This is a genomic window from Phyllobacterium zundukense, from assembly GCF_002764115.1.
Classification (GTDB): domain Bacteria; phylum Pseudomonadota; class Alphaproteobacteria; order Rhizobiales; family Rhizobiaceae; genus Phyllobacterium; species Phyllobacterium zundukense.
Genome location: NZ_CP017941.1, coordinates 370849 through 383420, shown reverse-complemented (window position 1 = coordinate 383420; position 12572 = coordinate 370849). Strand labels below are relative to the sequence as shown.

General features: G+C 55.2%; 11 protein-coding genes and 3 pseudogenes. 11 read left to right on the top strand and 3 right to left on the bottom strand.

The features are described from left to right. Positions 1–33: 33 nt before the first annotated feature. On the bottom strand, positions 34–1383 hold the full coding sequence (hisD, locus tag BLM14_RS21680; RefSeq protein ID WP_100001934.1) for a histidinol dehydrogenase: 1350 nt from the start codon (positions 1381–1383) through the stop codon (positions 34–36). 197 nt (positions 1384–1580) lie between these two features. Between hisD and BLM14_RS21675 the strand changes: the two genes are divergently transcribed. The 9 genes and pseudogenes from BLM14_RS21675 to BLM14_RS21635 all read left to right on the top strand — a co-directional run. Next, a complete protein-coding gene (locus BLM14_RS21675; RefSeq protein ID WP_100002189.1) occupies positions 1581–2129 on the top strand; it encodes a cupin domain-containing protein in 549 nt (182 codons plus the stop codon). Positions 2130–2241: 112 nt separating this feature from the next. Beyond that, on the top strand, positions 2242–3279 hold the full coding sequence (locus tag BLM14_RS21670; RefSeq protein ID WP_100001933.1) for an ABC transporter substrate-binding protein: 1038 nt from the start codon (positions 2242–2244) through the stop codon (positions 3277–3279). Positions 3280–3409: 130 nt separating this feature from the next. Then, complete coding sequence (locus BLM14_RS21665) at positions 3410–4477, top strand: ABC transporter ATP-binding protein (RefSeq protein ID WP_100001932.1); 1068 nt, start codon at positions 3410–3412, stop codon at positions 4475–4477. Continuing rightward, positions 4474–5655 carry an ABC transporter permease gene (locus tag BLM14_RS21660; RefSeq protein ID WP_100002188.1) on the top strand — a complete coding sequence of 394 codons (1182 nt, stop codon included), beginning with the start codon at positions 4474–4476 and terminating at the stop codon, positions 5653–5655. The genes BLM14_RS21665 and BLM14_RS21660 overlap by 4 nt, the downstream gene beginning before the upstream one ends. Then, positions 5652–6440, top strand: a complete 789-nt coding sequence (locus BLM14_RS21655) for an ABC transporter permease (protein ID WP_418314254.1) — start codon at positions 5652–5654, stop codon at positions 6438–6440. Before BLM14_RS21660 ends, BLM14_RS21655 begins: the two co-directional genes overlap by 4 nt. Positions 6441–6698: 258 nt before the next feature. Next, the gene (locus BLM14_RS21650; RefSeq protein WP_100001930.1) at positions 6699–7529 is read left to right on the top strand and encodes an isocitrate lyase/PEP mutase family protein; all 831 of its coding nucleotides are present in this window, start codon (positions 6699–6701) and stop codon (positions 7527–7529) included. Between the two features lie 196 nt (positions 7530–7725). Continuing rightward, the gene (locus BLM14_RS21645; protein WP_100001929.1) at positions 7726–8697 is read left to right on the top strand and encodes a dienelactone hydrolase family protein; all 972 of its coding nucleotides are present in this window, start codon (positions 7726–7728) and stop codon (positions 8695–8697) included. 74 nt (positions 8698–8771) lie between these two features. Further along, positions 8772–9176, top strand: a pseudogene (locus BLM14_RS21640) (substrate-binding domain-containing protein); the annotation flags it as partial. A gap of 62 nt (positions 9177–9238) precedes the next feature. After that, a pseudogene (locus BLM14_RS21635) lies at positions 9239–9358 on the top strand (sugar ABC transporter ATP-binding protein); the annotation flags it as partial. A gap of 55 nt (positions 9359–9413) precedes the next feature. Here BLM14_RS21635 and BLM14_RS21630 read toward each other — a convergent pair. Beyond that, entirely contained in the window at positions 9414–10118 is a 705-nt protein-coding gene (locus tag BLM14_RS21630; protein ID WP_100001928.1) for an IS6 family transposase, read from the bottom strand. Between the two features lie 86 nt (positions 10119–10204). Here BLM14_RS21630 and BLM14_RS21625 point away from each other — a divergent pair, with 86 nt between their 5' ends. Both BLM14_RS21625 and BLM14_RS21620 read left to right on the top strand, forming a co-directional pair. Next, entirely contained in the window at positions 10205–10693 is a 489-nt protein-coding gene (locus BLM14_RS21625) for a response regulator (RefSeq protein WP_237143582.1), read from the top strand. Positions 10694–10790: 97 nt separating this feature from the next. Then, positions 10791–11799, top strand: a pseudogene (locus BLM14_RS21620) (IS5 family transposase). 52 nt (positions 11800–11851) lie between these two features. Here the strand turns inward: BLM14_RS21620 and BLM14_RS21615 are convergent. Then, positions 11852–12292, bottom strand: a complete 441-nt coding sequence (locus BLM14_RS21615; protein ID WP_100001927.1) for an RbsD/FucU family protein — start codon at positions 12290–12292, stop codon at positions 11852–11854. Positions 12293–12572: the final 280 nt, after the last annotated feature.

Genomic DNA, 12572 nt, shown 5'->3' with positions numbered 1-12572 from the left:
GAAGAGCATCCAATTTGAAAGTTACTCTCCTGCTTATTGTGAAATCCTCAAGGATTTCTCCATCGGCAAAAGCGATCCGCGCACCAAGGCCGTACTTATCTCTTGATCGCTCAGACGAAACGCCGCCGCGAGGCGATGCCCTTCCATGCCTTCGGTACGACTTTGTCTTATCGAAGGAGGAGCAACTGCGGTGACGCCGCGCTCATCAAGCCACTGATGCGTGCAAACCTTAACGTACGAACCCACCCAAAGCCCCCCGGTGTAACGGCCAGCGGCCATGGTCGGAAGTGTGTGGTTCGTCCCGCAACACTTGTCGGAGTACACAACGCTTGCAAGCTTGCCGATGAACAAAGATCCATAGTTCCGCAATTTTCTTGCAGTGGAATGGGGGTCGCGTGTGTGGACCTCAAGATGTTCGGCCGCGATATGATCAGAATAGGCAATCATCGATGGCTCGTCGTCACAAACGGTGATCTCTCCATAGTCGCGCCAGGCAACGCCGGCGACGTCGGCGGTAGGCAGCGTTTCAAGCTGGCGTTCGATCTCCCTCAAAGTGGCCTCAGCCAGTCTCTGATCGGTTGTTATTAGACCGACGCGGGTTCTAACGTCGTGCTCCGCTTGGGCTAGAAGATCAATTGCAATCATCTCCGCGTCGCCAGTCTCGTCGGCAACGACGAATATTTCGCTGGGTCCGGCCAATTGGTCGATGCCCACCTGCCCAAAGACCTGCCGCTTGGCTTCATTGACATAAGCGTTGCCCGGCCCGACGATTTTGTCGACGGCGGGAATGGTTTCCGTGCCGAAAGCCATGGCAGCGATGGCTTGCGCGCCACCCACCTTGAATATCCTGTCGGCACCGGACAGATGGCAGCCGGCAATCATGGCTGGATGCGCATTGGGCGGCAGGCAGGCGATGACCTGATCGCAGCCGGCGACCTTTGCTGGGACAATCGTCATGACAGGCGCAGATAGGATCGGGTAGCGGCCGCCCGGAACATAGGCTCCAACAATCTCGACCGGAATGACCCGATGTCCGAGGTGCAGTCCTGGAAGAGCGTCGAATTCGAGGGGAAGAAGGGTTTGAAACTGAGCTTCTGCAAAGGCCTTCACCCGTTCAATGGCAAACTCCGTATCCTTTCGGGTTTGCGGATCAAGGTTAGAAATCGCCTCGAGGCGATCCTCTAGGCTCACTTCGAATATTTCAACATCCGACCTATCATATGTGCGTGAGTATTCTCGCACTGCAGCGTCTCCTTGTGCGCGCACGTTTGCAATGATGTCCTTAACGGTGGCCTCGATCGCACCAGTGTTCGATACCGCGTCAAGCTTTGGTTTCTTAATACGTTTGATCTTGCCGTTCAGATCGTTGAGGCGATTTACCATTTTGAATCTCTGTGGTTGCGTGTGGCGAGAATAATGTCGCCACAATCATGCACTCGTGAGCTGACTGCAATTGCTCCAGCGGCCACTGTTCAGTATATTCACCAAACACCTCGCGTCTGGTATCACTCTCATGCGATCGGACGCTCGCAGGAAAGATGATCTCGAAAGAAGTTACCCGTAAAATTGAAAAGGACGAAATGCCAAAGATCGGTGGTAAATTGAGAGAGATGCGGCGCAGACGCGATTTGGGCGTCCGTGAACTGGCGGCGCGATCTGGCATTTCTCATTCCACGATTTCTTTGATTGAGCGAGACAAGATGAGTCCGTCAATAGACACGCTTAGTGCGGTGCTGGATGCGCTCGGAACGACGCTGCCTGGGTTCTTTAGTGATCTTCAGTCAAGTCTTCCATACACGCCGTTCTACAGTGCAGACGAGTTGGTCGAGATTGGTAAGGTCGAAACAATTTCCTACCGCGTCATTGGCCTTAATCATCCCAACAGACAACTCTTGATGCTGCACGAAACATATGCGATCGGCGCTGACACTGGAGAAGCCTTCGCACATGCCGCGCAGGAGGCAGGAATGGTGATTAGCGGAGCAGTGGAAGTGACCGTCGGCGGTCAGAAAAAGATTCTAAGGAAGGGTGATGGGTACTATTTCGACAGCCGGCTCCCGCATCGCTTCCGCAACGTCAGTGAGGAGAAAAGCGAGATCTTAAGCGCGATCACACCACCAACTTATTGACAGAATGGTATCCCAAATCGGTGAATTTAATCACCGCTTTGCTTAATCAGGCTTTCAATCAACTCAAACTGTGGTTTGTTAGCCTTTGTCACAAAAAACAAGGGGAATAACGATGAAAATTCTGAACGCAGCGTTGGTTGCATGCACGCTGGCCACCATCGGGGCGACGGCAGAAGCCCGCGACCTGACGGTTGTATCCTGGGGAGGCAACTACCAGGACGCCCAGCGCAAGATCTACTTCGAACCCTTTGCAAAGCAGACCGGAAAGCCAGTGCTGGATGAGAGCTGGGATGGCGGGTACGGAGTCCTTCAAGCCAAAGTGAAAGCAGGCATTCCGAACTGGGATGCGGTGCAGGTAGAGGCGGAGGAACTTGCGCTTGGGTGCGCGGACGGCATTTACGAAAAGGTCGACTGGGACAAGCTGGGCGGCAAGTCCAAGTTTTTACCCGCCGCTGTCAGCGATTGCGGTGTTGGCGCGATCGTTTGGTCGACCGGAATTTCTTATGATGGTGACAAGCTCAAACAAGCGCCGGCCTCGTGGGCCGACTTTTGGGACACAAACAAGATTCCCGGCAAGCGGGGCCTGCGCAAAGGAGCGAAATACGCGCTTGAATTCGCCTTAATGGCGGACGGCGTGACGGCCGAGGAAGTTTACTCTGTCCTCGCCACACCGGAAGGCGTCGACAGGGCTTTCAAGAAACTCGATGAGCTGAAGCCGAACATTGTCTGGTGGGAGGCCGGAGCACAGCCACTTCAACTGCTCTCTTCTGGAGAGGTGGTCATGACAACCGCCTACAACGGTCGTATCAGCGGTTTGAACAGGTCCGAAGGCAAGCACTTCGGCTTTGTGTTTCCGGGTAGCATCTATGCGATCGACAGCTGGGTAGTTCTAAAGGACAGTCCTAACAAGGACGCGGCAATGGATTTCATCGCTTATGCCAGCAAGGCGGACAATCAGTCAAAACTGCCCGAGTTCATTGCATACGGATTGCCCAACATCGAGGCAGGTAAGCTCGTGCCTGAGAAATTCCAGGCTGAACTTCCGACTGCGCCAAACAACCTGAAGGAAGCAATTGCTTTGGATGTTGATTTTTGGACGGACAATTCAGAAGCCCTGACACAGCGTTTCAATGCCTGGCTCGCGCAGTGATGTTGTCTTGCAAAGGCGCTGATTTCTAAACGCCTTTGCATTCGCCGTCACGACGGACATATGGGGGTTTGCGCATTTTGCCAAAGCCACCACCGTTGCGTACTGTTCTCTAAAGCCAAGGTTATCGACGATGAGCAATCCATTCATTCGCTTGGAGGAGGTAAGCAAATCCTTCGGCCTTCTGACAGTTGTCGAAGGGTTGAATCTGGAGATCGGCAAAGGGGAGTTCATCAGCCTGCTTGGCCCATCTGGCTCGGGCAAAACAACAATACTTATGATGCTTGCCGGTTTCGAGAGCCCAACCAGCGGCGCAATTTGGGCAGGCGGCAAACGAATTGATAGTTTGCCGCCGCACAAACGGAACATGGGTGTTGTCTTCCAGAATTATGCCCTTTTCCCGCATATGACGGTGTTTGAGAACGTGGGATTTCCTTTGAGAATGCGGGGGATCTCGCGTGCGGACATCACGGAACGAGTACGAAAAGCGCTCGAAATGGTCCAACTTGGTTCACTTGCCGATCGCCGTCCCTCACAGCTCTCGGGAGGCCAACAGCAGCGGGTTGCCTTGGCGCGTGCCCTTATCTTCGAGCCTGAAGTTGTCCTGATGGACGAGCCGCTCGGGGCGCTCGACAAGCAATTACGTGAACAAATGCAATTGGACATTCGAGACCTTCACCGGCGACTCGATCTGACAATCGTATTTGTGACGCATGATCAGTCGGAAGCGCTCACGATGTCGGATCGCATCGCGATTTTCAATCGTGGAAAGATCGAACAGATCGGTAAACCCTCGGACATCTATGACCATCCGAGCACGCAATTCGTAGCAGAATTTATCGGCGAGACAAATCTGATCAGCGGTCCGATACAGAACATCGATGGTGGAACGGCTCGCGTCCAATTGCCCGGTGGTCAAGAAGTTGTTGTCGAAACGGCAGCGGATTTCCGTCAAGACGGGAATATTTGCCTGTCGATAAGGCCTGAACGGATCAGAGTGAAGCGAGAATCGGGAACCGGAAACAATATTACCGCCACTGTTTCCGACGTCGTCTATCACGGAGATCATTTGCGGCTGATGCTAAGAAGCAATGGCCAACCATTTGTGGTCAAGACGGACCGCAGTCAGCCTCCTCCTTCAATTGGTGAAGAGGTACACCTTTCCTTCTTGCCGGCCGATTGCTGGGTGGTTCGCACATGAATCCGACAAGGCTTCGTAAACAGGTGATTTCCCTGGCGCTTGTCGGACCGCTGTTGCTGTTCCTTGTTTTCTTTTTCGCGCTTCCACTTGCCACGATGATGAAATCCGCTGTGTCTGATCCAGTCGCGGCACGCGCATTGCCCGCCACAGCACGCGCTGTCTCGAACTGGGATCGCGCCAGTCCTCCAACCGATGAAATGAAGGCTGCCTTCGTTGCCGACCTGCGCCAGATTGGCGACGACCAATTGTTCGGGGATCTGGTCCGGCGGTTGAACAGCGCGAAGTCCGGCTTTCGAACCTTGATGCCGAAAACACGTACAGCCGCTTCGGAAACCGACGGAAACATCGATCTCGTCGCGTTGGACAAGCGATGGGCTGATCCCTCCTATTGGCAGGCTGTCAGCGTGGCGGCATCCTCTACCATTACAGACCGTAACCTTCTGGCGGCGGTCGATCTGCAACGGGACGCGTCCAACGCAATCACCGCGCTTCCTGGCGATGCTTCGGCGAACAAAGTCATCATGCTCCGGACGTTTGTGATGGCTTTGACGGTAACGGTGGCGTGCGTCTTGATCGGACTGCCCTTTGCGATGATCGCTGCCTCGGTCGACGGCTGGAAGCGGCAGTTGTTGCTGGGCGCAGTGCTGTTGCCGCTATGGACGTCCCTTCTGGTGCGAACCGCCGCCTGGTTCATCCTGTTGCAGGACAGGGGCCTGATCAATTCCGTGTTGATGAATATCGGCGTGACGTCCGGCCCGGTGCCGCTGATCTTCAACCGGATCGGCGTCATCATCGCCATGACCCACGTTCTGCTTCCCTTCATGGTGCTTCCGATATTCAGCGTGCTGATCGGCATCCCCAAAAATCTGATGCCGGCCGCGGCGTCGTTGGGGGCTCATCCCGTCAGGGCATTCCTGAATGTCTTGCTGCCGCTCGCACTGCGCGGCGTCGTTTCCGGTTCGCTTCTGGTATTCATGAGCGCCCTCGGTTACTACATTACGCCCGCGCTGATCGGCGGTGCGAGGGATCAGATGATCAGTTCGGTAATCGCTTATTACGCCACCGGCGCGGCGAACTGGGGAATGGCAGGGGCACTTGGACTGGTACTCCTGGCGGCCACGATGATCCTCTATGCAATTTATCTCCGCCTTTCGTCAGAACGGGAGGTGCGCCCGTGAACATGCTGCGTTTTTCGAAACTCGTCTTCGGCTCCGCCACCGTCTTCTTTCTGATCGCACCGCTGATCGCGATCCTGCCGCTCGCCTTCACCGACAGCGTGTTCCTCAATTATCCCATTCCGGGTTACTCAACTCGATGGTTCGAAGAGCTGTTCACGGCGGAAGTCTGGCAGCGATCGATCGTTAACAGCTTGATTATCGGATCCGGCACAACCATGCTCGCGACAATTCTCGGAACCGTTGGCGCTCTCGGTCTGCGCGACAGGCAGCTTTCGCTGGTACTTACGACCATCAAGACGATTTTTCTTTTGCCGATGGTTGTGCCTGCCGTAGTGCTGGGCGTCGGCATGCAGCTGATGTTTGCCAGATACGGTCTGACCAACACCTATCTTGGTGTGATCATCGCCCACACGGTGGTGGCGGTGCCCTTTGTCGTCGTCAACGTTCTGGCGGTGCTGCAGGGGATTGATCGCCGGCTGGAGCAGGCGGCAGCCAGCCTCGGCGCAGCGCCCGTTACGGTGCTGAAACAAGTCACCTTGCCGCTGGCGCTCCCCGGCATCGTGTCCGGAGCAGTTTTCGCCTTCGCGACGTCGTTGGACGAAGTCGTGCTGACGCTGTTCGTGGCGGGGCCCAACCAGCGGACGCTCGCACGGCAGATGTTTTCGACGATACGGGAAAACATCAGTCCCGCGATCGCTGCGGCGGCCTTCGTTTTCATTCTCGGGACTATTTTGATCGCGATCGTTCTAAAGTTTTCGCGAGGGGCCAAACAGGCCAATGTATAACCACTTGTTGGGCAAGGTAGATTTGTTACGAAATCGTCTAAGGCTGGGAATATTAATCAATGTCCGAAGACGGCTGGCCGTGATGCCAGAGGATAGAAATGGCAAATGATTGGGGATGCGGAGTTGAGAAATTCATTCGAGGTGCTCGCCTAAGATCAACTTCGCACGTTCGAATCTAGCCAAACGTCTTTGGTGCGGCGTTCCCTTTTTGTTCGTTGCGTGTTAACACTCGTTATCGCTTTTTGACCGGAGGGGAGCATGGCAAGTCAAACGAAAAAGTATCAGGTGTTCCGCGAGTTGCACAATCGGCCGGGGGCTTTCGTAGTTCCCAACCCATGGGATGCTGGCTCCGCCCGAATTCTGACCGCTCTCGGTTTTGAAGCGTTGGCCACCACGAGCGCCGGATTTGCCTTCACCATAGGGCGCCGGGACTCGGCCGCCGCCCTCCCGCGCGAGGCTATCTTGCTGAATGCGCGGAGCATCGTCGAGGCGACAAACCTGCCTGTTTCTGCCGATTTGGAGGACGGATTCGGGGCAGACCCGGCATGCTGTGCCATGACGGTCTCTCTGGCGTCGGAGATTGGTCTTGTGGGTGGGTCAATCGAGGACGCCACCGGCAATCCGACAGACCCGATTTTCGACTTTACCCTTGCCGTGGAACGGATAGCCGCTGCCGCCGAGGAGGCGCGCAAGCACCCATTTATTCTGACCGCACGTGCCGAGAACTTCCTGCATGGGCGATTCGACCTTGATGACACAATCCGCCGTCTTCAGGCCTTCGAGAAGACAGGCGCCGATGTCCTTTATGCTCCGGGCTTGCCGAGCCTCGATGCAATCCGGACCGTGTGTTCTTCCGTCAACCGTCCGGTAAACGTCGTGATGGGGCTTGTAGGCCAGGTCTTTACCGTCCGGGAACTGAGCGAGGCCGGTGTCAAGCGGATCAGCGTCGGCGGCTCGTTTGCGCGGGCAGCACTTGGAGGGTTCATGCGCGCTGCACGGGAGGTCAGGGATTCCGGCACTTTTACGTACGCCAAGGACGCAATGTCTGCCCGAGAGGCGGAATCCTATATGCCGGACACGGAGCGATGACTGGACGGCTGCGACTGTGAAGCAATCGCGCGTTTGATACGGGCGTCGACGAGGTGCTGATCGGACGGGTGCTTGGCCCTCCAAAAGTCGCAGTCGTTCGCACTGGCAGATTGCTGTATTGTGAGAGTCGGGAAGATGGTCAGGTATCGGTATACTCGGCAATACGACGAGACCTGGTAGGTGTGGAGGGGTGCTAATGAGATTTGCGCGCAATTTCCTTTTGTGCTGGGTCCTGGTTCTGTTGGTCGTGTATGCGCCCGGTTCCGTTGCCCAGCCTCCAGACGAAGTGATCGAAATCTCTTCGCTCACTCTTTCGGACGACCAGTTTCTGCAGGGCGATATTGCGGGGGGAACAGTGGTCACGGTGACCGGCAGACTACAGGTTCCCACTATCGACGCACGCTTGCCTGTCGTTATCCTTTTGCACGGGTCTGGTGGCCCTACGAGTTCGGGGCCATGGAGCTGGGCCAATTTCTTGGAGCCGCTCGGCGTGGCGACGCTTCGAATTGACAGCTACACTGCCCGTGGTTACAGCGAAATCTACACAGATCAGTCGCGGGTGGGCGAGTTCAATCCCATCTACGACGTCTACAGGGCGGTGGACCTGCTTGCGGCCGATCCACGCCTTGATGCAAACCGCATTGCCATAATGGGCTTTTCGCGGGGTGGATTGGTTGCCCTCTACGCCAGCCTCAGCCGCTTCCACGATCTTTACGGTCCCAAGCGCGGAGGTATCGCCGCTTATCTGCCGTTTTATCCACCCTGTAATTTGGAACTTGTCGGGGAGATGGAGGTGGTGAATGCGCCGATCCGTGCTTTCCACGGTGCGAAAGATGAATGGAATCCATTGCCGCGCTGCCGCGACTATATCGAACGTCTCGCGGCAGCTGGCCACGATGCGCAAATCACCGTGTATCCTGACGCGCGCCATGCTTTCGACCATACCAACAGTCCGGCCTACAACGAAATGAGCGATGCGCAGACCTCGCGGACCTGTATGCGGCGCGAAGAGAATGGCCGGCTAATGAATGTCGCAACGGGCAAACCGTTTTCATGGAGGGATGAGTGTGTCCAACTCGGGCCACCCGTTCAGTACAACGATGCCGCAAATTCCCAAGCTCAGGCGGCGGTCAAGGAGTTCCTGACCAAATTATTCCACCTGAATTAGGGCAACGCCTGAGGCGCAATCAGCATTAGCCGGACGGTTCGGTATTTGTGACCAAAAGTGCTCATGCTCGAGGGAGGTCCAAGCTGGAAATCGTCGGCCCATACTATTCGCAGTCCCAGATGGCGACGGCACTCAACCAGACGACCGACGTGCTCGCCGCCAATCCGGATCTCAAAGGCATCTTCGGCGCCAACGAGCCGACCGCGGTCGGCATGGGCCGTGCGATCGTCCAGGCCGGCAAGGTGGGCCAGGTCGTTGCCATCGGCTTTGACGGCAACGAAGACCTCCAGGCCTTCGTCAAGGATGGCACGCTCGTCGCGACCATGGTCCAGGGTTCGTATCAGATGGGCGAACTCGGCGTGAAGGCCATTCTCGACATCGTCGGCGGCAAAAAGGCTGAGCCGAAGATCGATACGGGCGTGGTCGCCGTCACCAAGGACAACATCGCTGCTCCCGAGGCCAAGAACGTTCTTTACTGAACGGCAGGCCGTGAGAAGGCAGGGCTTTGGCCTCTGCCTTCTCCTCTCATCAGGAGAATCCCATGAACGCGCAAGTCACAGGATCGCCGCCGCTGGTCGAGATGATCAATATCCAGAAGAGTTTCGGCGGCGTACACGCCGTCGAAGACGTGTCAATCGACCTTTTTCCCGGAGAGGTCGTTGGGGGGTGATGTCAGGTTAAATTTTCAGGTCACGAGGATGGTCGCCCTGTTGATTTCAGGCGAGTGCTTCTGCCATGGCTTTCCACTCTGCCATGGCATTCAGGCGGTGGAGATAAATCTGGCATGCCGAACGTTGTGAGTGGGGTGGAACGAAGAGGTTGCGGACGGTAGAGAAGATCGAGATAAACCGCTGCAAGCTTCCCGATGACCGGAAACCCTGCATCACTCGCTCCCGTTTTCGCAACGGCAGGTGAGAATTCTCCGCCCGATTGTTTAACCCTTTGTGCGAGCGATGCTCAACGTTGGCCATGACCTGGCGTCTGGCGGCTTCGTAGGAGCGCAACTTGTCGGTGATCATTCGCTTCGGCAGGATACCTTGCTTCCGCATAAGCCGTGTCAGCAACCGCCGTGCAGCCTTGGTGTTGCGCCGGTTTTGAACGATTTCGTCGAGAACATATCCATCCTGATCGACGGCACGCCAGAGCCAGTGTCTTTTACCATTGATGCTGACGGCGGCTTCGTCCAGATACCAGATATCTTGTGATGATGGAGGCTTTCTTCGAATCCGGCGAGCATATTCCGACCCGAACTTTCGTGTCCACTGCCGGACCGTCTCATACGACACCCTGATCCCACCCTCGAGCAGCAATTCCTCGATATGCCGCAGGCTCAAGGGAAACCGGTAGTACAGCCACACCGCATGAGCGATGATGGAAGCAGGAAATCGATGGCGCTTGTAGCGAATGGAAGGAACATTCATCCTGCAGCGATTACATCCCAAATCGATGACGAAACGTTAACCTGACATCACCTCTTGATAGGAAACGGGCCTTTGGAACCAATCTGATGAAGCTGACGTTAAGTGGTGCAATAGAGTCGGCTTTCCTTTGTGTCGTCGGCATCACCAAAAAGTCCAAGAGGGATGATCCGATGACGCCAGCTGAAAATACGAACGCTATCCCGCTACTGCTGGTCGAAGACCACGCATTACTCAACCTTGAGATGGAACGTGAATTAACGGATGCGGGCTACACCATTGTCACCGCAACGGATGGCGCGAAAGCTCTCGCTGAGCTGAACATGGATTCCAACAAATTTAAGGGGCTCATAACCGATGTCAATATTGGAAAGGGCCCGAGCGGGTGGGACGTTGCAAGGCGTCTCCGAGAGAGAATGCCAAATGTTCCGGTTGTGTACATAACGGGCGACAACGCATCGGAGTGGACATCGCGGGGTGTCCCCAACAGCATTTTGCTACAGAAACCGTTTGCCCCCGGTCAGCTCACGACGGCGATATCGCAATTATTGAATAGAATTTCTTCCGATATTGTTTGAACTACATCAATCGCTTCCATGCCGCACGACGTTGGTGCACGAATCCTTGAGAGGTTCGCGGTATGAGCCTAAGCATCTGACGGATTGGATGCTCTTCATGCCTTTCAAGTACAATTCTGCTCGCCGTTACCGTATTCCGAAGATGAAATATAAGGTGACGAACTGGTCGGAATACGAAGCAGGGCTTCGCCAGCGCGGAAGCGTGACATTCTGGCTAAGCGATGAGGCTCTTGCCGCCTGGCATGCACCGAAAAGAAAGACGCGCGGCGGTCAGCCTCGTTATTCTGATCTGGCGATTGAAGCATCCCTGAAGAGCGGGCTGGTTTTCGATTTACCGCTGCGCCAGATCGAAGGCTTCCTGTTGTCCGTTTTCAAGCGGATGGGTGTGAAACTTCCGATCCCGGATCATAACGACGTTGAGCCGACGATCTGGTCAGTTGCAACCTCGAAAGAACACGCCTGATGCCAATGGCCAGCCTGAAAAGAAGGCCGGTGCCGATAAGCCTCTACATGTTGTCATCGACAGCACAGGCTTGAAAATCTACGGTGCAGGCCCATGGCTTGAAGATAAACATGGAGCCAAATCCCGACGTGAATGGCGTAAACTGCATCTGGCGTTGACGCGGATAGCGGGGAGATCATCGCAGAAGTTCTGACCGATCAGAATACGAGCGATGTCAGTCAGCTTGAGATGTTGCTCGGCAATATTAACCAAACCATCGGTCAGTTTACTGCCGACGGAGCCTATGATGGGCAGCTGACATATGAGGCTGTTCTTGGTCATAGCCCGGACGCCAGGATCATCCTTCCTCCGCGTTCGAACTCAAATGAAAGAGATGATCACGATCCGCCCAGTCAGCGGGATGAGCACATTGCGTCCATCCAAAAAGACGGACGCATGGCATGGCAGGCCAAGAACGGATACAGCAAGCGCTCTTTGGTTGAGACGGCGATTGGACGATACAAATCGATCATGGGAAATAGGTTACGCGCGCGCAAATTCGCTAACCAGCAGTCGGAAGCAGCACCTGGCATGCGACGTTCTTAACCGCATGATTTCATGCGCACGCCCGATATCCGTTCGCATGAAAGAAGTCGCCATTTAAAGCCTACATCCAAGATCGAAATGGGCCTAAAATTCCATCCGTGCAACAATGCTTAGATAACGCCTTTGCTGAAAATAAAGCACCCATAAGGACCCGGGTCCGAGGTTCTGACAATTGCGAACGAGTTTTTTGCAGCCTCGTAAAATGCGAAGCGTTCCAATGCATCCATCTTGATCGGCCGCGCTTCCGCGCGATCGACAACCGTCTGCATCGTGGAAAATATCGGCATTTGGCTTTCCGGATCACCGACAACCTGCATCCGTTTCACGGGGGCGTCGACGAATGTGTCGAGCGGAAAAAGCTTGAGGATTGCTTCCGCTGTACGCTCAAGACCGCAGCCGGAGACGTCAATGAGGCGGCCGTAGGTGGTGTGCCGGGCGATGGTATGGGCAGGATGGTTGACATCGCACAAGACCAGCTGGTCCCCGTGTCCCATCAGCATCAACGCATGGATCAGTTCAGCGTTGATCACCGGATCGATTCCTTTTAGCACCTGGTACCTCCCTTGGCTGCAGGCATTGTCTTCACAGAGTATATGTGTGTCGTGATGTTTGCAAATCCTGCTTTAAGCGATACGCAGCGCATCTCCATCGGGACGCAGGACGGATGCGCTGATTATTCCGGGTGTCATGTGGGAGGTGGAGGCGAGAATGAGAGGTGGAATAAAATAATTCTGAACCCACAGATAAACGACTTTACAGCAATACGTTATTATGTGAAGTTTCTAACCGAATGACGTCCCTCCCAGGGTGGACCGAACGGTGGCGGTTGTT

Bases quoted from the DNA above. Each gene is read 5' to 3' on its own strand.
- BLM14_RS21625 (WP_237143582.1), top strand. From the start codon at position 10,205: ATGAAGCTGACGTTAAGTGGTGCAATAGAGTCGGCTTTCCTTTGTGTC.
- hisD (WP_100001934.1), bottom strand. From the start codon at position 1,383: ATGGTAAATCGCCTCAACGATCTGAACGGCAAGATCAAACGTATTAAG.
- BLM14_RS21645 (WP_100001929.1), top strand. From the start codon at position 7,726: ATGAGATTTGCGCGCAATTTCCTTTTGTGCTGGGTCCTGGTTCTGTTG.
- BLM14_RS21665 (WP_100001932.1), top strand. From the start codon at position 3,410: ATGAGCAATCCATTCATTCGCTTGGAGGAGGTAAGCAAATCCTTCGGC.
- BLM14_RS21670 (WP_100001933.1), top strand. From the start codon at position 2,242: ATGAAAATTCTGAACGCAGCGTTGGTTGCATGCACGCTGGCCACCATC.
- BLM14_RS21650 (WP_100001930.1), top strand. From the start codon at position 6,699: ATGGCAAGTCAAACGAAAAAGTATCAGGTGTTCCGCGAGTTGCACAAT.
- BLM14_RS21675 (WP_100002189.1), top strand. From the start codon at position 1,581: ATGCCAAAGATCGGTGGTAAATTGAGAGAGATGCGGCGCAGACGCGAT.
- BLM14_RS21630 (WP_100001928.1), bottom strand. From the start codon at position 10,118: ATGAATGTTCCTTCCATTCGCTACAAGCGCCATCGATTTCCTGCTTCC.
- BLM14_RS21660 (WP_100002188.1), top strand. From the start codon at position 4,474: ATGAATCCGACAAGGCTTCGTAAACAGGTGATTTCCCTGGCGCTTGTC.